The sequence below is a fragment of the Betaproteobacteria bacterium genome (genome assembly GCA_016194905.1).
GTDB lineage: Bacteria > Pseudomonadota > Gammaproteobacteria > Burkholderiales > JACQAP01 > JACQAP01.
In genome coordinates this window covers 154,767-177,704 of record JACQAP010000026.1, presented here as the reverse complement: position 1 = coordinate 177,704, position 22,938 = coordinate 154,767, and the positions used below count along the sequence as shown (strand labels likewise).

Here is a 22,938-nt window from a genome sequence, read left to right as displayed (position 1 = left end):
GCAGGACGCTATTTGAGTTTCGCCAGCCGGCCTTTGGCCTTCTCGGCGGACTCGCTGGCAGGATACTTGGCAATGAGCTCTTCGAAGGTTTTCCGCGCAGCGGGGTTGTCGCCGAGGCTGTTTTCCGCCGTTCCGATGATCAGCAAGGCATCGGGCGCCTTGGCACTTTCCGGATACATCCCAAGCAGCCGCCGCTCCGCCTCGATCGCTTCGCGATACTGGCGCAGGTGGGAATAGGACTCACCGATCCAGTACTGCGCATTCGGCGCCAGCGGATGCTTCGGATAACTCTTCATGAAACTGTCAAAGCCGCGAATCGCGCTCGGATAGTCGCTCAAGCGGTAGTTGCTGTAAGCGTTGTCGTAAGCGCGCTGGATTGCAGCTTGATCGGTGGCGGAAAGCGATGCCGGCGGCAGCGAACTTGACGGCCCCGGTGCGGCGGCCGCGCTCGAAATGGCGGATGTCGAGGAGGACTGCGCGGCAGCGGGCGTCGGTGCCGGCGGCGGCGCAACGGCGGGCGGCGGCGGATTGACCGGCGGTGTTGCGGTCGTGGACGCTACCGGTTGCGGAATGGTTGCCGGGGTCGCCGATCCCTGTTCCAGCTTGCGGATACGCTCTTCGAGCACGGCGATGGTGTCCTGATCTTTCTTGCTGGCGCTACCCTGCTCGATGCGGCGCAATCTGGTATCGAGATCGACATACATGTCGCGCTGGCGCTTCTGCGCATTGCTGACATCGTTAGCCAGCACTTCCATCTGCCCGCGCAGCCGGTTCAACTCGCCATTGAGCGCTTCCACCTGGTTCAGCAGTTGCACCACGCCGCGGTTGCTGGGACTGGGTTCAGCCTGCGCCAGTTTCTGGCCGTTCACAGATTGTTCTTCCCTGATGGTTTGCACCTGCGCGAGCATCACGGAAAAACCGTCCTGCAATTGCTGGTGGTTCGCACGCAACTGCCGGTAGTTTTCAGCAAGATTGACCTGTTCTTCGCGCAACCCCATGAACCGGGTATTGATCTCCTTCTGCACGTCGTAAAGTCCGTCATAACGGGTCTGCAACCGATCGCCCTGGGACTGCATCGCGATACGCCAGGTGTCGAGCGTGCCCACCTGGCTCTGCAGTTGCGCGAGCTGGGTCTGCTGGCGCGAGACCTGCAGCCGCACTTCCGCATCCCCCGCCGCCGACACATCGAAGCAGGGCAACAACAATGCAACGAGGGGCAGCCATCGCTGCCCCCGCTTGATTTGTGCAAACCGGAAATCAGGGCTGGACGAAGATCGGATCACCATGGCTTTTCCCCAGACAGACCAGAGAAGTAAAAAGCGCGCCGCAATTGCGGCGCGCCGTTGAAACCGGGGCGAACAGACATTACTGCGGTTCGTTCGGATAGACGATGTCGGCGCGTCGGTTCTTGGCCCAGCTTTCCTCATCCTGACCGAAGGCCACCGGCTTCTCCGCACCGAAGCTGACGGTCTCGATCTGCTTCTCGCCGACGCCGAGCAACACCATCGCGCGCCTGACGCTGTCCGCGCGGCGCTGGCCCAGCGCCAGGTTGTATTCGCGGCTGCCGCGATCGTCACAGTTGCCCTGCACGGCGATCTTGAGGTCGGTGTGGTCCATCAGGAATTTCGAATGCGCTTCGATCACCGGCACGTACTCTTCCTTGATGTCGTAACGGTTGTACTCGTAATAAACGCTGCGCTTCGCAAGCGGGCTGCCGGGTTCCTTGAGCTGAGCCCAGGCATCGCCCTTGAGCTGCGACCCACCGACGCCGGTGCCGGGCAGCGGTTTGACGATCGCCTGTTCGCCCTGGGCCTGCTGACGGCGTTGCTGCTCGTCGAGCTGGCGCTTGAGTTCTTCCTGCTCCTTCGCGATCTTGGCCTGCTTGTCGGCGTCCTGCGCCTTCGCGGCCTCCTGGCGCTGCGCCTGCTGCTGGTCGAAAAGATCGCGCTGTTCGATATCGGCGCTCTTCTGTCCCTGGCTCGCGCAGGCCGCGAGCAAGAAAGTCAGGGACGCGGCAAATAATATTTTTCTCATCACTACTCCTTTCGGCGATTGTTCGGAAGCGGTCCCCACGAAGGCTCGCGAATGTCGCCAGACTGCGCGGTAATTCTTTGCTTGATCCGCCCATCGCTCGACACGGCGGCTAATATACCACGCCCCTTTACCTCGGAAGCGTAGAGGATCATCTTGCCGTTCGGCGCGTACGTCGGCGATTGATCGAGGCCACCGGCGGTCAGGATCTGCATCTGGCGCGATGCGATTTCCTGCACCGCGACATTGAAGTGACCTTCGTTGCGATGGATGAAGATGAAAGATTTTCCGTCCGGGCTGTAACGCGGCGTGACGTTGTAACTGCCTTCATAAGTCAGGCGTTCCGCCTCGCCCTGTCCGTCGGCGCGCATGCGGTAGATCTGCGGACTGCCGGCGCGGTCGGATGTAAACAGAATGGTCTTGCCGTCGGGTGAAAAACTCGGTTCGGTGTCGATCGACTGGTTGCTGGTCAGGCGATTCAGTCCTGAACCGTCGGCACCGATTACGTAAAGATTGGAAGTACCGTCCTTGGTCAGCACGATTGCCAGCCGCTTGCCGTCCGGCGTCCATGACGGCGCGGAGTTGGAACCTTCGAAGTTGGCCAGTACCGTGCGCGTTCCGTCCAGCAGGTTGTGCACGAACACGATCGGCTTGCGCCGCTCGAAGGACACATAGGCGATGCGCGCGCCGTCCGGCGACCACTGCGGCGAGATGATCGGCTCCCGGTGCGCCAGGATGAAATCGGAGTTGAAGCCGTCCGCGTCGGCCACCTGCAGCTCGAAGCGGTTCTCGCTCTTGGTCACGTAGCATATTTTGGTGGCGAACACGCCGGCGTCGCCGGTCAGCTTCTCGTAGATCAGGTCAGCGATCTTGTGTGCGGTCATGCGCAGCTGCGGCACGGTGATGGTGTAGGAGAAGCCGAGCACCTGCGACTGCTTGCCAATGTCCATCAGACGGAAGCGCACCTCGGCGTGCCCGTCGCTTTTTTCCGAGATGCTGCCGATCACCATCGTCTCGGTGCCTTCGTTTTTCCAGTAGCGATAGTTGATCTCGGAAGGTTCAGCCGGCAGGGGCCGCACGCTGCCGATCGAGCCGAGTTTGAACAGGCCGCTTCTCTGCAGGTCGGCCGAAATGATCTGGCCCATGCGCTGTGCGAAGCGATCCTCGCCCGCGAACGGCAGGACGGTGATCGGGATCTGATTGGCGCCGCCACCAATGATTTCGATGGCGAGAGGCGCCGCTGCGGCGTGGGAACACAACAGGCACAACAGCAGAGCGGCGGCCGCGCCCCGGGCGAAAAAACGGCGCATTTGCATGGGAGATGGGTGCATGGGCAGGTTGAAGTATGGCATCGCTCAGTCTTTGGGTCGGAAAACCAGAGTGAGTTCCCGGAAGTTTTCCTGGAACAGATCAGTTTCAGTCGGTACTGGCAGCGGTTGCGCCGCCATGATGGCGCGTTCCACGGCCGCGTCATAGGCCGGATTGCCACTCGTTTTCCGCAGGGAGGCGCTCAACACTTCGCCTCCAGGCAGCAGCACGACCTCGAATCGGGCCTCGGGGTTTCCCTCCATGTTCGGGGGCACCACGACGCGGTTCTTGATCCTCGCCTGAATGCGCGCCTTCCAGTCGTCGATGAGCTTCTGCTGCGCGGCGCGCGCCGCCGCTTCCGCACGGCGCTTGGTCTCCTCGACTTCGCGCTGCTTGCGCGCGGCATCCTGCTGCTGGCGCTCGCGTTCCACGGCGGCAGCGCGCTGCTTGCGCTCTTCTTCACGTTTCGCTTCGTCGACGCGGCGCTGCTCCTCCACGCGCTTTTGTTCCTCGGCGCGGCGCGCCTCCTCTTCCCGGCTCAACTTTTCCTGCTCCGCGCGCTTCAGTTCCGCTTCCTCGCGACGCTGTTCCTCCGCGGCCTTGCGCTGCTCTTCCTCCAGTTTGTGCTTTTCGAGTTCCGCTTTCTTTTGCTCCTCGCGCCGCTCGGCCTCTTCTTCCTTCTGCTTGCGCAGTTTCTCCTTGAGCTCGATATCCGCGGCCGACGGCTTGGGCGTTTCCACCTTGGGTGCCGGCGGTGGCGGCGGGACCGGTTCTTTCCTGACCTCGGGCACCGGCTTCGGCGCAGGCTTGGGCGGCTCCGGGGGCAGCGAAACCTTTTTCACCGGCTCGGGCAGGTCCTGCCACAGATCGACCACTATGGGGCTCGCGACTTTTTTCTGCCAGCTGATGCCGAACACGAGCAGGCCGAAAAACATCAGGTGCACCAGGACTGCAAGGGCACCCGAGGCGACGCGGCCGGGTTCGTCAACCGTGCGCAATCTCACCCCGGACGCGGCTTCGCCAGCAGCCCGATCCGCTTGACCTGATTCTGCTGCAACAGGTCCATGACCTGGATGACGGCTTCGTATTTAACATCCTTGTCCGCGGAAATGACAACGGGCTGATCGGGCTTCTTCGCCTGCTTGCTCCTGATCAGCTTGACCAGTTCGTCGCGATTGACCGGGCGCTCGGCGCCGGATACGTCGCGATCGATCAGCGAGAGGGCGCCGCCGGCGCGAATGGAGATTTCCATCGGCAGCGCCGGGGGTGCCGAACTCTTGCCGATGCTCGGAAGATCGATCACGCCGGGATTCATCAGCGGCGCCGTGACCATGAAGATCACCAGAAGAACCAGCATCACGTCGATATAAGGCACGACGTTGATCTGGTTCATCAGGCGCGGATGACGCCGGCGGTTCATGGCCACGTGGGGATCAGCCCGCGTTCACGGCAACATGCCCGGCCGTTTGTCCGGCCGCCGCCTGAGGCGGCGTGTTGGCCTGCCGCTGCAGGATGTTGGAGAATTCTTCCATGAAACTGTCGAAACGCGTCGACAGGCGTTCTATATGGCGCACGAAATGGTTGAAGGCGATCACCGCCGGAATCGCCGCGAACAACCCCATGGCCGTGGCGACCAGTGCTTCGGCGATGCCCGGCGCCACATGGGCAAGTGTGGCCTGGCCGACATTGGCCAGCCCGCGAAATGCATTCATGATGCCCCACACCGTACCGAACAAGCCGACGTAGGGACTGACCGAACCGACCGTCGCCAGAAACGAGAGGTGCGCCTCCAGGTGGTCGAGTTCGCGTTGATAAGTGGCGCGCATGGCCCGGCGCGTACCGTCCATGAGCACGCCGAGGCTGGTTCCGCTTTGTTTGCGCAGCTTCACGAACTCGCGGAATCCGGATTCGAAGATGCGTTCCATGCTGCCGGCGTTATGGCGTGCACTCGCCGCAGCCTGGTAGAGCGTGCCGAGGTCCGCGCCGCTCCAGAAGCTGCGCTCGAACTGGTCGGTTCGGCGCGTCGCATGGCGGACAACGAACATCTTGCGGAAGATGAACCACCACGAAATCATCGAAACCAGCAGCAGCAGCGCCAATACCAGCTGCACCAGCACGCTGGCGTTGCCGATCAGGCTGATCAGGGACAGGTCTTGGGATACGTTCATGGTCGTATGCAGTCGTTTAAACGCGGTTAAGATGCCGGTGGGGTTGGCCGGCCTGAGCTTTTTCCTTCGTTGTCGGTTTCGCATCCTCCGCCAATGACATGCGGATTTTTTCCGGAAACGGCACCGGTTTCAGATCATGGGCCCCGACGCAGGCAACATTGACGGCGGCACGCACCAGGGTCTCGCCGTCGCGCCTGACCTCCTGCGCAAACGTAAGCTGGGCGCGGCCCATTTTCTCCACCGCCGCGCTGACGCTCACCAGATCGTCGAGCAACGCCGGTTTCATGTAGGCGATCTCCAGCTGCCTGACGATGAATACGAGCCGAAATCGGCTGGCGAGTTCCCTCGTATCGAAACCTCTGCTGCGCATCCACTCCATGCGTGCGCGTTCGAGAAAATCCAGATAAGTCGCGTGGAACACCACACCGCCCGCATCGGTGTCCTGGTAATACACGCGCACCGGAATTGCGAATTCGATGTCAATTCTCCCGCCACAGCTCGGCGTTGCCCGAAAGCGAGGGCACGGCCAGACCGAAATGCCGGTAAGTCGATGCGGTTGCCATGCGGCCGCGCGGGGTGCGCTGCAGGTAGCCCTGCTGGATCAGGAAAGGCTCGAGCACATCCTCGATGGTGTCCCGCTCCTCGCCGATCGCCGCAGCCAGGTTGTCGATGCCGACCGGACCGCCGCCGAATTTTTCGACGACGGCGAGCAGCAGCTTGCGGTCCATCACGTCCAGTCCGATCCGGTCCACATCCAGCATTTTCAGGGCCGCATCCGCAATTTCCCGGTCGACCCGGCCCTGCGCCCTCACCTCCGCGTAGTCGCGCACGCGGCGCAGCAACCGGTTCGAAATGCGCGGTGTGCCGCGCGAACGCGAAGCGATCTCGATCGCGCCTTCCAGCGAGGTCTCCACATTCATCAGGCGCGCCGAGCGCTGGACGATGCGCGTGAGCTCGGCGGATGAATAGAATTCGAGGCGTGAAACGATGCCGAAGCGGTCGCGCAGCGGGTTGGTCAGCATGCCGGCGCGGGTTGTGGCGCCGATCAGCGTGAAGGGCGGCAGATCGAGTTTGACCGAACGCGCGGCCGGGCCCTCCCCGATCATGATGTCGAGCTGGAAATCTTCCAGGGCGGGGTAGAGGATTTCCTCGACGACCGGCGACAGCCGGTGGATCTCGTCGATGAACAGCACGTCTTTGGGTTCGAGGTTGGTCAGCAGCGCCGCGAGATCGCCCGGCCTCTCCAGCACCGGCCCCGAGGTCTGCCGCAGATTCACGCCCATTTCCCGGGCGATGATGTGCGCCAGCGTGGTCTTGCCCAATCCGGGCGGACCGAACAGCAGCACGTGGTCGAGCGCTTCGCTGCGATTCCTGGCGGCCTCGATGAAGATCTGGAGCTGGCCGCGGATCTTTTCCTGGCCGATGTATTCGTCGAGCTGTTTGGGACGCAGAGCCCTCTCGAGCGCTTCCTCCTGCGTCGACTGCGGGGCGGGCGTGATCAGGCGGTCGGTTTCGATCATCCTTCGTAGCCGCTGCGAAGATGCGCTTCGGGCATCAACCGTGGCCGCTCTTGAACTCCTGCAACAGGGGCCGGACCTGATCGGCACGGGCATCCACCTCTTTCGGCAGCGCAACGGCGATCTCGTCGATGCGGCGGCTGATGATGCCGGTCAGTTTCAGGATTGCGGTCACGAAATATTTCTTGCCCAACGCCGAATAAGCAAAGCGCTGCCCCTCGGCATTGGTTGCATCTTGGATGGAGAAACGCATGTCGTCGTCCTCCTGGTTCCAGATGTGCTGCATGCGGCTGCGCTCTTCCTGGACGCCGGGGATGTCCTTGAGCTTGCCGGAGAAAGAAAGCGTCGTGATCACGTGCGTCGACACCGTGTGGTCAACGATCTTCGCCTGTTTGCGGCCGACGCCGGAATGGAAATGTGAGAGCAGGACGTCCAGCTCCTCGGCGGAGAATTCGCGCGAGTCAAGGTCCTGCCATTGCGGTCTCAGCCAGTCGAGGTTGGTGAAATCGTCCGCGACCTTCGCCATGATCGGCTGCAGGAGGATTTCCTCGGCGCGCTGCCACTGGGGATTGCGCAGATTCCAGTCGGGCCCGAGTTTCTCTTCCCTGCCCAGGCGGGTGAGCAGGCTGCGAATGGCGACCAGGCTTTCCTGCTTGAGGTAGTAGTTGCCTATCGATACCGACGTGGTCAGGTCGTGCAGATCGATGAGTTCCGCAATCTGCTGCTTCTTGTCGGCGTTTTCGTCGGCGGCGGCGCCCGCCGCGCACATCAGCACAGCCAAAGCCACCGCGACAACACGTGCTGCAACGATCATCTGTGCACATCCCCCCGGGGTTCGATCATTCAGACGAAGTGCGCCTGAAATTTTGCCTCGGATTATAGCCCAGCGCCCCGGGAAATCATCGTCCCGCGAATGGGTATATTTGTCGTTGTCGGGCGACATGGCAACTGCTTCGCCACGCGGTCGCGTCGATCATGCCTTCGAGAGCAGTTTGAGCGCATGCCGGATCGCGTCCTGTACCGGCGTTTCCGGCGCGATTTTCTCGAGCGCATGCATCGCTTCCTTGTCGCTGTAGCCGAGCGCAAGCAATGCGTTCATCGCGTCGCTCCTGACCCCGGCATCCCCGCCGGCAACCGCCGTGCCGATGCCCGCGTTTAGCTTGTCGCGCAGTTCCAGCAACAGCCGTTCCGCGGTCTTCTTGCCGATGCCGGGAATTTTGATGAGCCGCGCGCCATCGTGCGCCGAGACCGCCTGATAAAGCTCGGACACCGACATTCCGGACAGTACCGAGAGCGCGGTGCGCGCCCCGACGCCGCTGATCTTCAGCAACTGACGGAACACCCGGCGTTCCTGGTCGGTGGCAAAGCCGAACAGCAGATGCGCGTCCTCCCGGACGATGAGGTGCGTTTGCAAGGTGATGGGCAAGCCGGTGGCGGGCAACTGGAAAAAGGTGCTCATCGGCACGTTGACCTCGTAACCCACGCCATGAACCTCTACCACGATCGTGGGAGGGCGCTTCTCGATCAGTTGCCCAGTCAGCCTCCCGATCACACCAGCCTCCCACGTTTCATCCTGAATCCCCGCGTTTCGAGCTTCCCCAGACCGAGTCCGCCATGCGCATGACAGATGGCACAAGCCAGCGCATCAGCCGCGTCGGCGCTCGGATCGCCCGGGAGCCTGAGCAGCCGGCGCACCATCTCCTGCACCTGTTCCTTGCGCGCGTGACCATTGCCCACCACCGACTGTTTGACCTGCAGCGCGGTATATTCCGACACCGGCAAGGCGCTGATCACCGCCGCGCAGATGGCCGCGCCGCGCGCCTGGCCGAGCATGAGCGTGGATTGGGGATTGACGTTGACGAACACTTTCTCGACGGCGACCTGCTGCGGCTTGATCTCCGCAATGACCTGCGAAAGACCTTCCAGAATGGTGCGGATACGCTCCGGCAGCTCGCCCTTTTCGGAAGTACGGATGCGGCCGCTGGTGATGTAGGTCAGCTTCTGGCCGCATATTTCCAGCACGCCAAAACCCGTCACTCTCAATCCCGGATCGATTCCCAGAATTCTGATGACGGGTAAGAGCTGGGGGGCGGGGCGTGAGGCGGGGACGGCCATGCTTTCTCTCAGCACGGGCCAACACCGGAGAGAACAGCCGATTCCCGAATCGCGGTGATCCGCCCGCCGCTTACCGTCGCCCGTCGCCGCCCGTCCGTCATCCCTCGCCGTCCATTACCGCACTGGTATGGACCTCCTGAACGTCGTCGAGGGCTTCCAGCGCATCCATCAGTTTTTGCATTTTTGCGGCATCCTCGCCGGTGAGCGCGATTTCCGTCGTCGGCTTCATGGTTACTTCCGCGAGTTCGGCTTTGAGGCCCGACTTCTCGAGTTTATCCTTGACCGCGAGAAAGTCGTTCGGCGTGGTGATGACTTCGATGCTGCCGTCGTCGTTGGCGATTACATCCTCGGCGCCGGCTTCCAGCGCCGCTTCCATGACTTTCTCTTCGCTCGTGCCCGGCGCGAACAGGAGTTGGCCGCAATGCCGGAACAGGAAAGCGACCGAACCTTCGGCGCCGAGATTGCCGCCGTGCTTGGCGAAGGCATGGCGCACGTCGGCAACCGTGCGCACGCGATTGTCCGTCATGCAGTGTACGATAACCGCAGCCCCGCCGATGCCGTAACCCTCGTATCGGATTTCCTCATAGCTCACACCCTCCAGCTCGCCGCTGCCACGCTTGGTGGCGCGCTCGACGGTGTCCTTGGGCATGTTGTTCGCGTAAGCCTTGTCCACCGCGAGGCGCAAACGCGGGTTGGCCGTGATGTCGGAACCGCCGAGCCGTGAAGCAACCGTGATTTCCTTGATCAGTCGGGTAAAGATCTTGCCCCGCTTGGTGTCTTGGCGTCCCTTGCGGTGCTGGATGTTTGCCCATTTGCTGTGACCTGCCATACCTTCCTCTGCGATTTGCAGCACACCCCGCACGATCTCCTTCGACCGATGTAGGCGGCTGATATAATTATTAAAAAATCTTACCACACGGTCCGCTTCCGGCGCTGCCCAAACATCCCATGACACAACCTCTGCCGATCGCCAAGTCATCGCACGAGCATCGATTGGCAAAAACATGGGGAATGCAGTTAACCGACAAATCGGCAATCAACATAGTCCGCGACGTGCTCGGCTCTATCCTCGGCGGCAGACGCTGATTCCGTTCCGCGATTCCTGATGTCCAAACCCGCCGCGGGCGCGGCCGCCCGCGCTTCCTTCCTCGGTACCGCGTGCGTGTTTCTCGCAGCGATGGGGTTCTCGGCCAAGGCGATCGTGATCAAGCTCGCCTACGTGTACCCGGTGGACGCCACCACTCTGCTGACCTTGCGCATGCTGTTTTCGGCGCCGTTTTTCGTGCTGATGGCGCTGTGGTCCGGGCGCGAATCGGTGGCGCTACCGCTCACGCGCCGACAATGGATCTCGATCCTGGTGCTCGGCTTCATCGGCTACTACCTGGCGAGCTATCTCGACTTCCTCGGACTGCAGTACGTCACCGCCGGGCTGGAACGGCTGATCCTGTTTTTGTACCCAACCATCGTGGTACTGCTGTCGGCGTGGTGGCTGAAGAAGCCGATCCGGCTCCACCATATCATCGCGCTGGCACTGTCCTACGGCGGTATCGCGCTGGTATTCACCGAAAACCTGGGTTTCGGCACGCATGCGCATGAAATCGCAATCGGCGGCGCACTGGTTTTCGCGAGTGGCGTGGTGTATTCGTTCTACCTGATCGGTGCCGGAGAAACCGTTGGAAAGATCGGTGCGATGCGCTTTACCGCCTATGCGATGCTGGTCGCTTGCGTGGTGTGCGTGTTCCAGTTCCTGCTCACGCACCAGATGCAGGCGCTGAAACTACCGGCGCAGGTCTATCTGTTGACGTTGACGATGGCGATCGTTTCCACGGTGATCCCTGCCTGGCTGATGTCGGAGGGGATCCGCCTGACCGATGCCAATCACGCTGCGATGGTCGGATCGATCGGACCGGTGGCGACAATCTTCCTCGGTTACTGGTTCCTGGACGAGCCCATCACGCTGGTGCAGATGCTCGGCGCAGCGCTGGTGCTGGCCGGGGTGACCCTGGTCAGCGTCAAACGCTAACCCACTGGCACGCTGGCGGATGCGCGCATCCCCGTTTTCCCCGTATGACGTTCGCGCAACGCATGCGGTTTGAACAAAACCTTCGCAAGGGCAATCTAAGCTAGAGACGACAGGCCCTTTATCTCCCTTACCTGGAGGTGCCCCCATGAACGACCCCAGGATGTCTCCACAGCATCTCGCCAAGACCGTCCAGATTGTCGGCGTCGCCTGCGGTCACGGCGCCAGGAACCGCGGCTGCGAAGCGGGCGCGGACGTGCTGTATGCCGCGAATCTCGTCGAACGTCTGCAGTCGCGCGGTCATGCGGTCTTCTGGTGCGACACCATCCGGCCGGATCCGACCGCCGATGCCAATCTCGACGTGGTGGCACAGGTATGCGAGCAACTGGCGCAGCGCGTCGAGGCGATCGTCGCACGCGGCGATTTTCCGCTGATCCTCGGCGGCGACCACTCGTGCGCCGTCGGCACCTGGAAAGGCGTGGCCGCGGCGCGCCGGACCAAAGGCCCGATCGGCCTGATCTGGATCGATGCCCACATGGATGCACACACACCGCAAACTTCGCCGACCGGCGCGCTGCACGGCATGCCGCTTGCCTGCCTGCTCGGTCGCGGCGAGGAGGCGCTGGTCGCCATCGGCAAAGGCGTCCGAGTCGAACCAAGGCATGTGTGCCTGATCGGCGTGCGCAGTTATGAACGCGGCGAAGCCGACTTGCTTGCGCACCTTGGCGTGCAAACCTTTTTCATGGAGGAAGTCCAGCGTCGCGGGCTGGAAGCGGTGATACGCGATGCGCTGGACGTCGTTCAAGACGGCACTGCGGGTTTCGGCGTGACCATTGACCTCGACGTGCTCGATCCGGGCGAAGTACCCGGCGTGGGCAGCCCGGCGCCGGGGGGGATTGCCGTCGCGGCGTTGCGATCCGGGCTGATCCAACTCGCGCGTCATCCGGCTCTGCTGGCGGCGGAGATCGCGGAGTACAACCCGCGACGGGACCGGCACGCTGCCACCGGGGGTATCGTCGCCGATCTGGTCGAGGCACTGCTGGCCGGACGGCTGCCAGCGGCGCCTTCTATGCCGGACATCGAGCACCGCTACGGCGCCCACCACTACGACCCGTTGCCGGTAGTGCTGGTCAGGGGCGAAGGCGTGCACCTGTGGGACGAGCACGGCCGCCGCTACATCGACATGATGAGCGCGTACTCGGCGGTGAGTCACGGCCATTGCCACCCGCGACTTGTGCGTGCGCTTACGGAACAAGCGCGCATGCTTGCCGTCACCTCGCGCGCCTTCCACAATCAACACCTGCCGTTATTCCTGAAGCGGCTGTGCGAAGTGACCGGGCAGGACCTGGCGCTGCCCGCCAATACCGGGCTTGAGGCGGTGGAAGCAGCACTCAAGGCGGCGCGCAAATGGGGCCACAAAGTCAAATGCATCCCCGAGGACAAAGCGGAAATCATCGCCTGCGAGGACAATTTCCACGGCCGCTCGATCGCCATTCTGGCGATGTCTTCCGAGCACCAGTATCGGGACGGCTTCGGCCCTTTCCCGCCGGGCTTCAAGCGTATTCCCTACGGCGACGCAGCGGCGCTCGCGCGCGCCATCACGCCGCACACCGCAGCGTTTCTGGTGGAACCCATCCAAGGCGAAGGCGGAATCATCGTGCCGCCGCCAAGCTACCTGTCTCGCTGCGCCGAGATCTGCCGCCAGCACAACGTCCTGCTGATCTGCGACGAAGTGCAAACCGGCCTCGGCCGTACCGGCCGGATGTTCGCCTGCGAACACGAAGGCGTGAAGCCCGACGGGATCATTCTCGGCAAGGCGCTGGGCGGCGGCTTGCTTGCGGTGTCGGCGTTCGTGGCGCGACGCGAGGTAATGGAAGTATTCGGCCCCGGCGACCACGGCAGCACTTTCGGCGGCAACCCGCTGGCAGCCGCGGTCGGCCTCGAGGCGTTAAATGTGCTGGTCGAAGAGCGACTACCGCAGCGTGCGGCCGAGTTCGGTGCGTATCTACTGGCGCAGTTGCGTATGATCGAAAGCCCCTTGATCCGGGATGTGCGCGGCAAAGGTCTGCTGATCGGGGTGGAAATCGACACATCGTGGGTCTCGGCCCGCGTGGTATGCGAACAGCTGCTCGAGAACGGCGTGCTCACCAAGGACACCCACGACACGGTGTTGCGCTTCGCGCCGCCGCTGGTAATCACCCGCGAACAGATCGACCAGGCAGTTACCGGCATCCGCGCCGCCTTCGTTCAGCTCGACGCGATAGCGCGGCATGCCGCGTGAAGCCTCGCCGCGCGGACACGACGAGGAGGCAACGATGGATTTCGTCAACGAACTGCAAATTGGCGCCCTGAATCCGTCTGCCTGCTGCCGCGGCGAGTGGCTCAAGGGCGAACGGTCGTTCTCTTCGATCAATCCGGCCAGCGGCGCACCCATCGCCTCGGTCGGCGCCTGCTCTGCCGCAGATTACGACCGCGTGCTGGCAACGGCCGTGGATAGTTCCAAGACGTGGCGGACAGTGCCCGCACCCAAGCGCGGCGAACTGGTGCGGCGCATCGGCGACGAGCTGCGCCGTTACCAGGACGCGCTCGGCAGTTTGATCGCGCTCGAAACCGGAAAGATCAAGCAGGAAGGCGACGGCGAGGTGCAGGAGATGATCGACATCGCCGACTTCGCGGTGGGGCTGTCGCGCATGCTCTACGGCAACACCATGAATTCCGAGCGGCCGCACCACCGCCTGTACGAGCAATGGCATCCGCTCGGTGTGGTGGGTGTCATTACCGCCTTCAATTTTCCGGCTGCAGTGTGGGCGTGGAACGCGTTTATCGCCGCTGTGGCCGGCGACACCGTGGCGTGGAAGCCCTCGCCCAAGGCGCCGCTTACCGCGGTCGCGGTCCAGCACATCGTCAACCGGGTAATGCGGGAGGACGGGCACGAAGGCGTATTTTCGCTGTTCGTCAGCGAGGATCAGGCAACGGCAGAACGCTTCATTGCCGATCCGCGCGTGGCGCTGCTGTCGTTTACCGGCTCGAGCGCCGCCGGTCGTCACGTCGCCCGCGTGGTGGCACAGAGAATGGGCCGTTGCCTGCTCGAATGCTCGGGCAACAACGCGGTGATCGTGGACGAAACCGCCAATCTCGATCTGGCGCTGCGCGCCGTCGTGTTCGGCGCAGTCGGCACCGCCGGCCAGCGTTGCACCAGCACCCGTCGCCTGATCGTCCACGAATCGCGGTTCGAAGAGCTGGCCACGCGGCTTGTCCACGCCTACCGTCAGATAGTGGTCGGCGACCCGCTCGATCCGGGAACATTGATGGGCCCCCTGATCGACGCGGCGGCGCGCAGCCGCTTTCTCGCCGCGGTCGCTGAGCTCAGGGCGCTGGGCGCACAGATACTGTTCGGCGGCGAAGCGCTGCCCGGACCCGGCTACTTCGTGCAACCCACCGTGGCGACTGCGGAAAACCACTGGGATATCGTGCAACGCGAGACCTTCGCGCCGATTCTTTACCTGATCCGCTACCGCGACTTCGACCATGCGATCGCGCTCAACAACGCCGTGCCCCAAGGGCTGTCATCGGCACTATTCACCGAGAACCTGCGTCACGCCGAGCGATTTCTGTCGGCACTGGGCAGCGATTGTGGAATCGCCAACATCAACGTCGGCACTTCGGGGGCGGAGATCGGCGGCGCTTTCGGCGGAGAGAAGGAAACCGGAGGCGGGCGCGAAGCCGGTTCGGACGCCTGGAAAGCTTACATGCGACGCCAAACCAATACCATCAACTGGGGCCCCGACCTGCCGCTGGCCCAGGGGATCAGGTTCGATCCTGGTAGAAACTGAAACGGCGCGAATTCACACGTTGAAGCGGAAGCGCATCGCGTCGCCGTCCTTGACGACGTACTCTTTGCCTTCGGGGCGCAGCCGTTCAGAAGCGAAAAAGCAAAGACAGCGTCGCTGCGTCGACATTGAACAATTCGTCGCTGAACGGGTCCGGAAATTTGTAGTGTTCCCATTCTGCTCGTACCGTGAACGCAGGATTCAGGTTGTAATCGACGCCGGCGCCGAATTTCTCGCGAAATTTGCTTTCCGATTTGTTGTCGTTCGAGGTGATCAGTGTGATGGGCGAACCATTGAAGTTCGCACTCGTCCTGTCGTAGGCCACACCAAGGCGGCCAATAAGCGACCACTTCTCGGCAAAAGGAAGGATGCCCACGGCATCGATGAACGCAGCGGACATCTTGTAGTCCATGTTGAAGCCGCCGACCGAATTTAGGCCGCTGCGAAAATCCATGTCTACCTTGGATTTGCCCAGCGCCGCGTAACCGCCTTCGACCGCAAAATTGCGGTTGAAGCTGTAGCCGACGAGGAGTTTCGCTCCAGTGGAACTTTTGTCCTTGTCGATTACGCTGAAGGTGGCGCCGTTCGCCGCGGAAAGGGTGGCATTGATGCTGTCGATCGTCTGTCCCGGGATGCTTGCATTGGTACGGCCGATACCGACTCCGACGTACCAGGGAGAGGCCGGACCGCCTGCCTTGGCGGCGGGATCCTGCGCCGCCGCCCCTTGAACAGTCCCGGTGAGCGCCAGCGAAAGCATACCTGCTACAGCATATTTATTCACACGAGCCTCCTCTCGGTTTGAGTACACAAATGGCGCATTTGTACCCGAATGTCCACGACATGTAAATCGCAGAACGTCGAGGCGACGTTGCGATGGCGCTTCGACGGAAGATGGATGCGGGTCAAACGTTGAAGCGGAAGTGCGTCACGTCGCCATCCTTGACGACGTAATCCTTGCCTTCCAGCCGCATTTTCCCGGCTTCCTTGGCACCCTGTTCGCCCTTGTGCGCGATGTAGTCGTCGAAAGCAATGACCTCGGCGCGAATGAAGCCCTTCTCGAAATCGGTGTGGATCACACCGGCGGCCTGCGGAGCCGTATCGCCTTTATGGATGGTCCAGGCCCGAACTTCCTTCTCGCCGGCGGTGAAATAAGTCTGCAATGCCAGCAATTCGTAGCCAGCACGAATCAGGCGATTCAGCCCCGGTTCCTGCAGGCCCATGTCGCCGAGGAACACCCGCTTGTCCTCATCGGACAGGTCGGCGATCTCGGCTTCCATGCGTGCACAGAACGCCACCACCGGCGCGCCTTCTCTCGCGGCTTTTTGCCTTACCTGATTCAGCAGCGCGTTGTCGTCGCCGAATCCATGCTCGTCGACGTTGGCGGCGTACAGCGTCGGCTTAGCGGTAATCAGACAAAGCGGCTTGATGCTCGCCAGCTCTTCCCTGGAGAGGTCAAGCGCGCGGACCGGTTTGGCCTGATCGAGTTGCACCTGCACTTTGTCCAGCACCGCGACCAGCAGCTTCGCATCCTTGTCGCCGGACTGCGCCAGCTTGCGGTTACGCGCCAGCGTCTTGTCGACTGTGGCGAGGTCGGCCAGCGCCAGTTCGGTTTCGATGGTCTCGATGTCGGACAGCGGATCGACCTTGCCCGTTACATGCACGATGTTGTCGTCGGCGAAACAGCGCACGACATGAACGGTGGCGTCGGTCTCGCGGATGTTGGCCAGGAACTGATTGCCGAGACCCTCGCCCTTCGACGCACCGGCGACGAGTCCCGCGATATCCACGAACTCGACGATCGCCGCGATCACCTTCTGCGGTTTTGCGATAACCGCGAGTTGCGCCAGACGCGCATCCGGCACCTCGACGACGCCGACGTTGGGCTCGATGGTGCAGAAGGGGTAATTTTCCGCCGCGATGCCGGCCTTGGTCAGCGCGTTGAACAGAGTCGACTTGCCGACATTCGGCAGTCCGACGATTCCACATTTCAGTGACATGTGATTGGTGATTAGTGACTGGTGATTAGTGATTGCGTTTTTTGCCAATCACTAATCACTAGTTACCAGTTACGGTTTCGTATGCAGCTTGAGCATCGCCGCTTCGCTCTTGCCATCCAGCAACAGTGGCCAGGTATCGAGGCTGCGCTCGATGGCATCGTCGATCAGCGGCATCTCTTCCTTGCGCGGCGCGTTGAGCACGAAATTCACCGTTTGATCGCGGTCGACCGGCCGGCCGATGCCGATGCGCAGCCGCCAGAAATCCGGTCCCAGGTGCGCGGTGATGTCCTTGAGGCCGTTGTGGCCCGCCGAACCGCCGCCCCTCTTGAGCTTGACCTCTCCGGGCGGCAAATCGAGTTCATCGTGTACGACCAGCATGTCACCCGGGGCGATCTTGTAGAACTGCGTCAGCGCCTGCACCGCGCGGCCGCTGACATTCATGAACGTGCTGGGCTTGAGCAGCCAGCATTCCCGGCCACCGTCGACCAGCTTGCCCGCATAGCCGTGAAATCGCGATTCCGGACGCAGATGGGCGCCGGCCCGCGCAGCCAACCTGTCCACCCACCAGAAACCGGCGTTGTGGCGGGTGGCCTCATGCTCCCGGCCCGGGTTACCCAGTCCTACGACAAGCTTCATGTCGATCGTGCGGCGTTGAAAACAAACCGGCCTGCCGGACAGGCAACGCTGACGGCAGGCCGTGGTTCGAACTGCGAAAAAATTACTTCTTGCCGCCTTCCTTCTTCTCGGGCTCCTTCTTGGCATCCGCGCCGGGTGCGGCGCCGGCCGCAGGTGCGGCACCTGCGGCAGGAGCGGCGCCGTCGGCGGCGGCGCCTTCTGCCGCCACAACGGCAGCGATGGGTTCCGGTTCGGCGATCACACGCGGGATCTGCACCGTCGCCACCACGGCATTGTCCCCGCGAGTCAGTTGCACCGATTCCACGCCTTTGGGAATTTTCAGGTCGGCCAAATGCACCGCTGCGCCGATTTCGAGGGTCTGCAGATCGACCTCGATGAATTCCGGCAGATCATCCGGCAAGCAAGTGACGTCCATTTCGTTCATCACGTGGCTGACGATGCCGCCACCGGTTTTCACGCCGGGGGCGATTTCGGCATTGATGAAATGCAGCGGCACTTTCATGTGGATCTTCCGGTTGGCCGATACGCGCTGGAAGTCGACATGCAGGATCAATTGCTTCCAGGGGTGCATCTGTACATCGCGCAACAGCACGCGTTCATTCTTGCCGTCGACGGTCATGCTCAGGATCGAGGCGTGGAAGGCCTCTTGCTTGAGCTGGTGGAACAACCCGTTGTGGTCGAACTCCACGTTTTGCGCGGGATACTCTCCGCCATAGATGATACCCGGCACTTTGCCCGTTCCGCGCAGGCGGCGGCTCGCACCCGTTCCCTGCAGCGAGCGGGACATCGCATTGACTTCTATCGTTGCCATGTGGCTCTCCTTAGTTAAGGCGGCGACCGCGACCAGTCGCTGCCTGTTTCAAAAGGGACGGCATCGCTGCCACCCCATCGTAAAATCTTTCGAACAGCAAAAAACTATTCCATGAACAACGAGGAAACCGAATCTTCGTTGCTGATGCGCAGCATCGTTTCGGCCAGCAATGCCGCGATGCTGAGCTGGCGGATGCGCTCGCACCGTTTCGCTTCCTCGCGCAGCGGGATCGTATCCGTCACCACCAGCTCGTCCAGCACCGAGTTCTCGATGCGCTCGATGGCTCTCCCCGACAGCACCGGGTGGGTACAGTAGGCGAGTACTTTATCCGCGCCTTTCTCCTTCAGCGCCAGCGCCGCCTCGCATAGCGTATTCGCGGTATCGACCATATCGTCCATGATCACGCAAGTGCGCCCGGCGACATCGCCGATGATGTTCATCACCGTGGCCACATTCGGCCGCGGACGGCGCTTGTCGATGATCGCTAGATCGGACTCGAGGCGCTTGGCCAGGGCCCGCGCCCGCACTACACCGCCGACGTCGGGCGACACCACCACCAGATTCTGGTGGCCCAGTTTCCAGATATCCCCCAGCAGGATCGGCGCCGAGTAAACGTTATCCACGGGAATGTCGAAAAAACCCTGAATCTGGTCGGCATGCAGATCCATCGTCAACAGGCGGTCTACGCCCGCCACCACCATCATGTTCGCGACCACCTTGGCGCTGATCGCCACCCGTGCCGAGCTCGGCCGCCGGTCCTGGCGCGCATACCCCAGGTAAGGAACCGCTGCGGTAATGCGGCCGGCAGACGAGCGCTTCAGCGCGTCGGCCATCAACAGGACTTCCATCAGATTGTCATTGGTCGGCATACAAGTCGACTGCAGCACAAAGGCATCCTTGCCGCGCACATTCTCAAGCAATTCGACCATCACCTCGCCGTCGCTGAAGCGACCGACCGTGGCACGTCCGAGCGGAATGTTGAGGTGTTTGACGACGTCTTCGGCAAGCTTCGGATGCGCGTTGCCGGTAAACACCATCAAGCTGTCATAAGCCATTTCTAGACACTCGATACTGGAGACTGGGGGTTGGAAAAACCCGATTTAACCGGTCCAATAAAATCCGGGTCCAAAAATAAAATGAGCCGCAAGCACGCTCGCGGCTGTCGTTACCTGTCTCCAGTCCGCACCGACCACTCTCTAGACTGGCTGGGGAGGTAGGGATCGAACCTACGAATGCCGGAATCAAAATCCGGTGCCTTACCACTTGGCGACTCCCCAAAAAACTCTAGTCGTCCTCCGACCACAGAGGATGCCGGTCCAGACCGCGCGCCACGAAGCCCCGCATGTCCGCCGGCAATTCCGACAATACCCGACGCGCACGCCCTTCGCTGTCAAACGCGCAGAAAACGCAAGCCCCGGATCCGGTCATGCGGGCATCGCCGTATCGGCGCAACCACTCGAGATGACGGGCCACCTGCGGATAACGCCGGCACACCACCGGCTCAAGATCGTTGCGGCCCTGGCCGACTGAAAAGGCCGCTATTGTGATTGCATTCGTATTACGTGTCAATTCAGCAGAGGAGAAGATTTCCGCAGTGGAAACAGCCAGTTCGGGCACCAGAATCAGATACCAAGCGGGAGGCAACCGGAGCACCTGCAAGCGCTCGCCGATCCCTTCGGCAAAAGCATTTTTGCCGAACACGAATGCCGGCACATCGGCGCCCAGTTTCAGCGCGAGTTGCTGCAACCGGTCGCGCGACAGCCCGGTGTGCCACAGCCGATTCAACACGATCAGCGTTGTCGCCGCATCGGAACTGCCGCCCCCGAGCCCCCCGCCCATCGGCAAGCGCTTGACGATGCCAATGTCCGCACCTTCGCGGCACCCGGTCTCCTGCTGCAATGCTTGAGCGGCGCGCACACTCAAATCCCGCTCCTCGGGAACGCCTTCCATCGGGGTGGTGCGGCGGATTGCGCCATCGGCGCGCACGACAAAGGACAGTTCGTCGCCGTAGTCGATGAAGCGGAACGCGGTCTGCAGCAGATGGTAGCCATCTTGCCTTCGGCCGACCACGTGAAGGAACAGATTGAGTTTTGCCGGCGCCGGAAACACGCCAGCCGCGGTTGTCACTCCGGCAACTCCCAGTGTTCGACGATCAGGCGCAGATTGAGCCGGTCATAGGCGAGCGACAGACGCGCGGGCAGGGCGCTGTCGCCGAAATATTCGATATAGGCGATGCGCCAATCGTTCTGCGTCAGGCTCTTGAGCCGCTCATTGTCGTCACGACTCTGCGCCTGAACCGGCGATCCAGGATCGGCGCGGCCGGTCACCCAATAGCGCAGCCCGGCAAGCGGCAGGTCCCAACCGAGAACTTCGCGCGTCAACGACTGCACATCGTTCGATCGATGTACCTTCTTGTCCCCGGTGGTCAGCGTGGCGCCATCGCTATCAGCCTCGATCTCGCCGACAACGGAACCGAGCGGGGAAAGCAGCCTGAGGGAATCGCGCATCGCCGAATGGCGCCAGCGCAGACTGGCCGTGTAACCGCGATCGTCGAGTTTGACGGCGACTCTTCCGTTCAGGGAGAACGCGCTGATCGACACATTGGAAGCGGGCAAAACTTGCGCAGGACGAGTGGAGGCGCAACCGGCCAACACCGAAAGGACACCGCATAGCGCGAGCACGCCGAGCCGATATTGCATATGCCGACTCAGCGCAGATATTTCTTGATGACCTTCTGCAGCTCGTCGTTTTCCGGATTGTCACGCAACGCATCGCGCCAGACTTTTTCCGCGCCGGGCTTGTCGCCCTTGGCCCACAGCACTTCACCGAGGTGAGCTGCAATCTCCGGATCCGGACGTTGCCGGAAAGCGCGTTCCAGATATTGAAGCCCCTGCGCAACGTGGCCCAGGCGATACTCGACCCAGCCCATGCTGTCGAGTATGAAGGGATCTTCCGGCGACAGCTTGAGCGCCGTCTCGATGTAATCGCGCGCCTCGGCCAGCCGGTCGGTGCGATCGGCCAAGGTGTAACCCAGCGCGTTATACGCCTGCGCATGGTCGGGTTTGAGGACAATCAACCGCCGCAAGTTGATCTCGACGATATCGATGCGGTCGATTTTCTCGGCGGCCAGCGCAACGTCGTAGAGCAACTCGGGCTGGTCCGGCTGGACATCGAGTGCTTTTCTGAGAATGTCGAACGATTCCTTGAAGTCCTTCGCTTCCCGCATCAATTGCGCCTCGGACTGCAGTATCTGCACGCGCTGGGCGTCATTCTGCGGGGCGAGGTTCTGTAGGTGCGCACGCGCCTCGGCGAGCTTGTCCTGCTTTGCCAGCATGAACGCGTAACGCGCATGGGCTAGAACGTATTGTTCGCCCTCTTCCACCGATAAATACCATTTGGCGGCCTCGTCGTAGCGCTTGCGTTCCTCATTGACCTGCCCGAGGTGGAAACGCACCGCGTCCGGATCCTTGTAGTCCATCTCCAGTACGCGCTTCAGCTGAGTCTCGGCAAGATCGAGATCGTTCATCTGCACCGACAGCAGCGCCACCGTGACGGCGATATCGCCGTTTTGCGGGTTGTCTTCCAGCAACCGCTGGAATTCGACGCGAGCTTCCGGAAATTTCTTGTCGCTGATCAGTTGACGGGCGTAGCCGAGCCTGACTTCCTGCGCTTTCGGGTTGGCGTCAAGAAAGGTCTTCAGATAGTCCAGGGCCTTGGCGCGCGACTCTCGATTGAGGAGCTGTGCCTGAAACAGCGCGCCGGTTTCCCAATCCGAACGGGACCGCATGGCTTCGCGGATCTCCGTGAGCGCCGCATCGAATTTATTCGCGGCGAGCGCGGCTTCCGCCACGGCGAGATGCGCCTCCGGGCGCTCACGGTAAGGTCTGGTCAACTCCTTGACGAGCGCCAATACCGCATTCTTGTCAGCGTGCTTGGCCAGCAGCGGAACCAGTTGCGTCAGCGACTGGCCGATGTTGTCGCCATCGGCGGCCAACATTTGCTGCAACAACGGTTTTGCCGATTGCAGGTCGTTGCTGTTGACGAAGAGGGCCGCCAGCGTCTGCCGCGCGGCCGCCGAGTCCTTTTCGGTTGCCAGCCAGAGCTTGGCCGCTTCCACTGCGATGTCGCTGTAACGACCGTAGAGCGCGACTTCCGTGGCGCGCTGGGCAATGCGCGGATCGCGTGTCGTCTTGGCCATTTCGAGATAGGCTTGCGCCGCGATCTGGTAGTTTCCGCGCTGGCCGGCGATTTCGGCAAGCAGAAACTTATACAGCAGGTCCGAATCCAAGGATCGGTCGGGCAAGTCGGTGCGCGACAGCGCTTTCGTACCGAAAACCTGGCGCGCTTGCGCTTCGAAGTTTTCCGGATCGGATTGCGCCGCGTCAGCGGCTGCGAGGCTGGCGCCGCCGTCATGGCCGGCACGGGCATCAGGGTGTGCGCAGGCGCCCAGCACGAGGCAGAAAACGACAACCGGCGTGGCGAGGATTGGCGGGAGACCTAGCATG

24 protein-coding genes and 1 tRNA gene are annotated in these 22,938 nt (G+C 62.0%); 3 read left to right on the top strand and 22 right to left on the bottom strand.

Going from position 1 to position 22,938, the window contains the following annotated elements:
* Positions 1-8: 8 nt before the first annotated feature.
* The 12 genes from ybgF to HY067_18025 all read right to left on the bottom strand — a co-directional run bounded on the left by ybgF (position 9) and on the right by HY067_18025 (position 9,968).
* Complete coding sequence (gene ybgF / locus HY067_18080; protein MBI3529863.1) at positions 9-1,286, bottom strand: tol-pal system protein YbgF; 1,278 nt, start codon at positions 1,284-1,286, stop codon at positions 9-11.
* Between the two features lie 79 nt (positions 1,287-1,365).
* Positions 1,366-2,034 carry a peptidoglycan-associated lipoprotein Pal gene (gene pal / locus HY067_18075; protein MBI3529862.1) on the bottom strand — a complete coding sequence of 223 codons (669 nt, stop codon included), beginning with the start codon at positions 2,032-2,034 and terminating at the stop codon, positions 1,366-1,368.
* A gap of 2 nt (positions 2,035-2,036) precedes the next feature.
* Positions 2,037-3,341, bottom strand: a complete 1,305-nt coding sequence (gene tolB, locus HY067_18070) for a Tol-Pal system protein TolB (protein MBI3529861.1) — start codon at positions 3,339-3,341, stop codon at positions 2,037-2,039.
* 45 nt (positions 3,342-3,386) lie between these two features.
* On the bottom strand, positions 3,387-4,343 hold the full coding sequence (locus HY067_18065) for a cell envelope integrity protein TolA (GenBank protein ID MBI3529860.1): 957 nt from the start codon (positions 4,341-4,343) through the stop codon (positions 3,387-3,389).
* Positions 4,340-4,759 (bottom strand): protein TolR, encoded by a 420-nt coding sequence (gene tolR / locus HY067_18060; protein ID MBI3529859.1) that lies wholly within the window; start codon positions 4,757-4,759, stop codon positions 4,340-4,342. Before tolR ends, HY067_18065 begins: the two co-directional genes overlap by 4 nt.
* Before the next feature lie 13 nt (positions 4,760-4,772).
* A complete protein-coding gene (tolQ, locus tag HY067_18055) occupies positions 4,773-5,507 on the bottom strand; it encodes a protein TolQ (protein MBI3529858.1) in 735 nt (244 codons plus the stop codon).
* 16 nt (positions 5,508-5,523) lie between these two features.
* Positions 5,524-5,991, bottom strand: a complete 468-nt coding sequence (ybgC, locus tag HY067_18050) for a tol-pal system-associated acyl-CoA thioesterase (protein ID MBI3529857.1) — start codon at positions 5,989-5,991, stop codon at positions 5,524-5,526.
* A complete protein-coding gene (gene ruvB / locus HY067_18045; protein ID MBI3529856.1) occupies positions 5,987-7,027 on the bottom strand; it encodes a Holliday junction branch migration DNA helicase RuvB in 1,041 nt (346 codons plus the stop codon). Before ruvB ends, ybgC begins: the two co-directional genes overlap by 5 nt.
* Positions 7,028-7,061: 34 nt before the next feature.
* On the bottom strand, positions 7,062-7,838 hold the full coding sequence (locus tag HY067_18040) for a hypothetical protein (GenBank protein MBI3529855.1): 777 nt from the start codon (positions 7,836-7,838) through the stop codon (positions 7,062-7,064).
* Between the two features lie 159 nt (positions 7,839-7,997).
* Positions 7,998-8,576, bottom strand: a complete 579-nt coding sequence (gene ruvA, locus HY067_18035; GenBank protein MBI3529854.1) for a Holliday junction branch migration protein RuvA — start codon at positions 8,574-8,576, stop codon at positions 7,998-8,000.
* Positions 8,573-9,139, bottom strand: coding sequence for a crossover junction endodeoxyribonuclease RuvC (gene ruvC / locus HY067_18030; GenBank protein MBI3529853.1), 567 nt, complete (start codon positions 9,137-9,139; stop codon positions 8,573-8,575). Before ruvC ends, ruvA begins: the two co-directional genes overlap by 4 nt.
* A 97-nt stretch (positions 9,140-9,236) precedes the next feature.
* Entirely contained in the window at positions 9,237-9,968 is a 732-nt protein-coding gene (locus HY067_18025; GenBank protein MBI3529852.1) for a YebC/PmpR family DNA-binding transcriptional regulator, read from the bottom strand.
* A gap of 276 nt (positions 9,969-10,244) precedes the next feature.
* Between HY067_18025 and HY067_18020 the strand changes: the two genes are divergently transcribed.
* The 3 genes from HY067_18020 to HY067_18010 all read left to right on the top strand — a co-directional run bounded on the left by HY067_18020 (position 10,245) and on the right by HY067_18010 (position 14,992).
* On the top strand, positions 10,245-11,162 hold the full coding sequence (locus HY067_18020; protein ID MBI3529851.1) for a DMT family transporter: 918 nt from the start codon (positions 10,245-10,247) through the stop codon (positions 11,160-11,162).
* 145 nt (positions 11,163-11,307) lie between these two features.
* The gene (gene rocD, locus HY067_18015; GenBank protein MBI3529850.1) at positions 11,308-13,440 is read left to right on the top strand and encodes an ornithine--oxo-acid transaminase; all 2,133 of its coding nucleotides are present in this window, start codon (positions 11,308-11,310) and stop codon (positions 13,438-13,440) included.
* Positions 13,441-13,474: 34 nt separating this feature from the next.
* Positions 13,475-14,992, top strand: coding sequence for an aldehyde dehydrogenase family protein (locus HY067_18010; GenBank protein ID MBI3529849.1), 1,518 nt, complete (start codon positions 13,475-13,477; stop codon positions 14,990-14,992).
* Positions 14,993-15,004: 12 nt separating this feature from the next.
* Here the strand turns inward: HY067_18010 and HY067_18005 are convergent, their stop codons facing one another.
* The 10 genes from HY067_18005 to HY067_17960 all read right to left on the bottom strand — a co-directional run bounded on the left by HY067_18005 (position 15,005) and on the right by HY067_17960 (position 22,937).
* Positions 15,005-15,118: a DUF933 domain-containing protein gene (locus HY067_18005; GenBank protein MBI3529848.1), complete on the bottom strand. Its 114-nt coding sequence runs from the start codon at positions 15,116-15,118 to the stop codon at positions 15,005-15,007.
* On the bottom strand, positions 15,078-15,770 hold the full coding sequence (locus tag HY067_18000; GenBank protein MBI3529847.1) for an outer membrane beta-barrel protein: 693 nt from the start codon (positions 15,768-15,770) through the stop codon (positions 15,078-15,080). Before HY067_18000 ends, HY067_18005 begins: the two co-directional genes overlap by 41 nt.
* A gap of 121 nt (positions 15,771-15,891) precedes the next feature.
* Positions 15,892-16,986 carry a redox-regulated ATPase YchF gene (gene ychF, locus HY067_17995; GenBank protein ID MBI3529846.1) on the bottom strand — a complete coding sequence of 365 codons (1,095 nt, stop codon included), beginning with the start codon at positions 16,984-16,986 and terminating at the stop codon, positions 15,892-15,894.
* A 69-nt stretch (positions 16,987-17,055) separates the two neighbouring features.
* Positions 17,056-17,622 carry an aminoacyl-tRNA hydrolase gene (gene pth, locus HY067_17990; protein MBI3529845.1) on the bottom strand — a complete coding sequence of 189 codons (567 nt, stop codon included), beginning with the start codon at positions 17,620-17,622 and terminating at the stop codon, positions 17,056-17,058.
* Positions 17,623-17,704: 82 nt separating this feature from the next.
* Complete coding sequence (locus HY067_17985) at positions 17,705-18,433, bottom strand: 50S ribosomal protein L25/general stress protein Ctc (protein ID MBI3529844.1); 729 nt, start codon at positions 18,431-18,433, stop codon at positions 17,705-17,707.
* A 104-nt stretch (positions 18,434-18,537) separates the two neighbouring features.
* Positions 18,538-19,488 (bottom strand): ribose-phosphate pyrophosphokinase, encoded by a 951-nt coding sequence (locus HY067_17980; protein ID MBI3529843.1) that lies wholly within the window; start codon positions 19,486-19,488, stop codon positions 18,538-18,540.
* 147 nt (positions 19,489-19,635) lie between these two features.
* Positions 19,636-19,710 (bottom strand) — tRNA-Gln (locus HY067_17975).
* A gap of 7 nt (positions 19,711-19,717) precedes the next feature.
* Positions 19,718-20,560 carry a 4-(cytidine 5'-diphospho)-2-C-methyl-D-erythritol kinase gene (gene ispE / locus HY067_17970; GenBank protein MBI3529842.1) on the bottom strand — a complete coding sequence of 281 codons (843 nt, stop codon included), beginning with the start codon at positions 20,558-20,560 and terminating at the stop codon, positions 19,718-19,720.
* A complete protein-coding gene (lolB, locus tag HY067_17965; protein ID MBI3529841.1) occupies positions 20,557-21,132 on the bottom strand; it encodes an outer membrane lipoprotein LolB in 576 nt (191 codons plus the stop codon). Before lolB ends, ispE begins: the two co-directional genes overlap by 4 nt.
* Positions 21,133-21,140: 8 nt before the next feature.
* Positions 21,141-22,937, bottom strand: coding sequence for a tetratricopeptide repeat protein (locus tag HY067_17960; GenBank protein ID MBI3529840.1), 1,797 nt, complete (start codon positions 22,935-22,937; stop codon positions 21,141-21,143).
* Position 22,938 lies beyond the last annotated feature (1 nt).

Bases quoted from the DNA above. Each gene is read 5' to 3' on its own strand.
- HY067_17985 (MBI3529844.1), bottom strand. From the start codon at position 18,433: ATGGCAACGATAGAAGTCAATGCGATGTCCCGCTCGCTGCAGGGAACG.
- rocD (MBI3529850.1), top strand. From the start codon at position 11,308: ATGAACGACCCCAGGATGTCTCCACAGCATCTCGCCAAGACCGTCCAG.
- HY067_18025 (MBI3529852.1), bottom strand. From the start codon at position 9,968: ATGGCAGGTCACAGCAAATGGGCAAACATCCAGCACCGCAAGGGACGC.
- pth (MBI3529845.1), bottom strand. From the start codon at position 17,622: ATGAAGCTTGTCGTAGGACTGGGTAACCCGGGCCGGGAGCATGAGGCC.
- HY067_17980 (MBI3529843.1), bottom strand. From the start codon at position 19,488: ATGGCTTATGACAGCTTGATGGTGTTTACCGGCAACGCGCATCCGAAG.
- pal (MBI3529862.1), bottom strand. From the start codon at position 2,034: ATGAGAAAAATATTATTTGCCGCGTCCCTGACTTTCTTGCTCGCGGCC.
- tolB (MBI3529861.1), bottom strand. From the start codon at position 3,341: ATGCGCCGTTTTTTCGCCCGGGGCGCGGCCGCCGCTCTGCTGTTGTGC.
- ruvB (MBI3529856.1), bottom strand. From the start codon at position 7,027: ATGATCGAAACCGACCGCCTGATCACGCCCGCCCCGCAGTCGACGCAG.
- lolB (MBI3529841.1), bottom strand. From the start codon at position 21,132: ATGCAATATCGGCTCGGCGTGCTCGCGCTATGCGGTGTCCTTTCGGTG.
- ychF (MBI3529846.1), bottom strand. From the start codon at position 16,986: ATGTCACTGAAATGTGGAATCGTCGGACTGCCGAATGTCGGCAAGTCG.
- tolR (MBI3529859.1), bottom strand. From the start codon at position 4,759: ATGAACCGCCGGCGTCATCCGCGCCTGATGAACCAGATCAACGTCGTG.
- HY067_17960 (MBI3529840.1), bottom strand. From the start codon at position 22,937: ATGCTAGGTCTCCCGCCAATCCTCGCCACGCCGGTTGTCGTTTTCTGC.
- HY067_18005 (MBI3529848.1), bottom strand. From the start codon at position 15,118: ATGTCGACGCAGCGACGCTGTCTTTGCTTTTTCGCTTCTGAACGGCTG.
- tolQ (MBI3529858.1), bottom strand. From the start codon at position 5,507: ATGAACGTATCCCAAGACCTGTCCCTGATCAGCCTGATCGGCAACGCC.
- HY067_18020 (MBI3529851.1), top strand. From the start codon at position 10,245: ATGTCCAAACCCGCCGCGGGCGCGGCCGCCCGCGCTTCCTTCCTCGGT.
- HY067_18040 (MBI3529855.1), bottom strand. From the start codon at position 7,838: ATGATCGTTGCAGCACGTGTTGTCGCGGTGGCTTTGGCTGTGCTGATG.
- ybgF (MBI3529863.1), bottom strand. From the start codon at position 1,286: ATGGTGATCCGATCTTCGTCCAGCCCTGATTTCCGGTTTGCACAAATC.
- HY067_18010 (MBI3529849.1), top strand. From the start codon at position 13,475: ATGGATTTCGTCAACGAACTGCAAATTGGCGCCCTGAATCCGTCTGCC.
- ruvC (MBI3529853.1), bottom strand. From the start codon at position 9,139: ATGGCCGTCCCCGCCTCACGCCCCGCCCCCCAGCTCTTACCCGTCATC.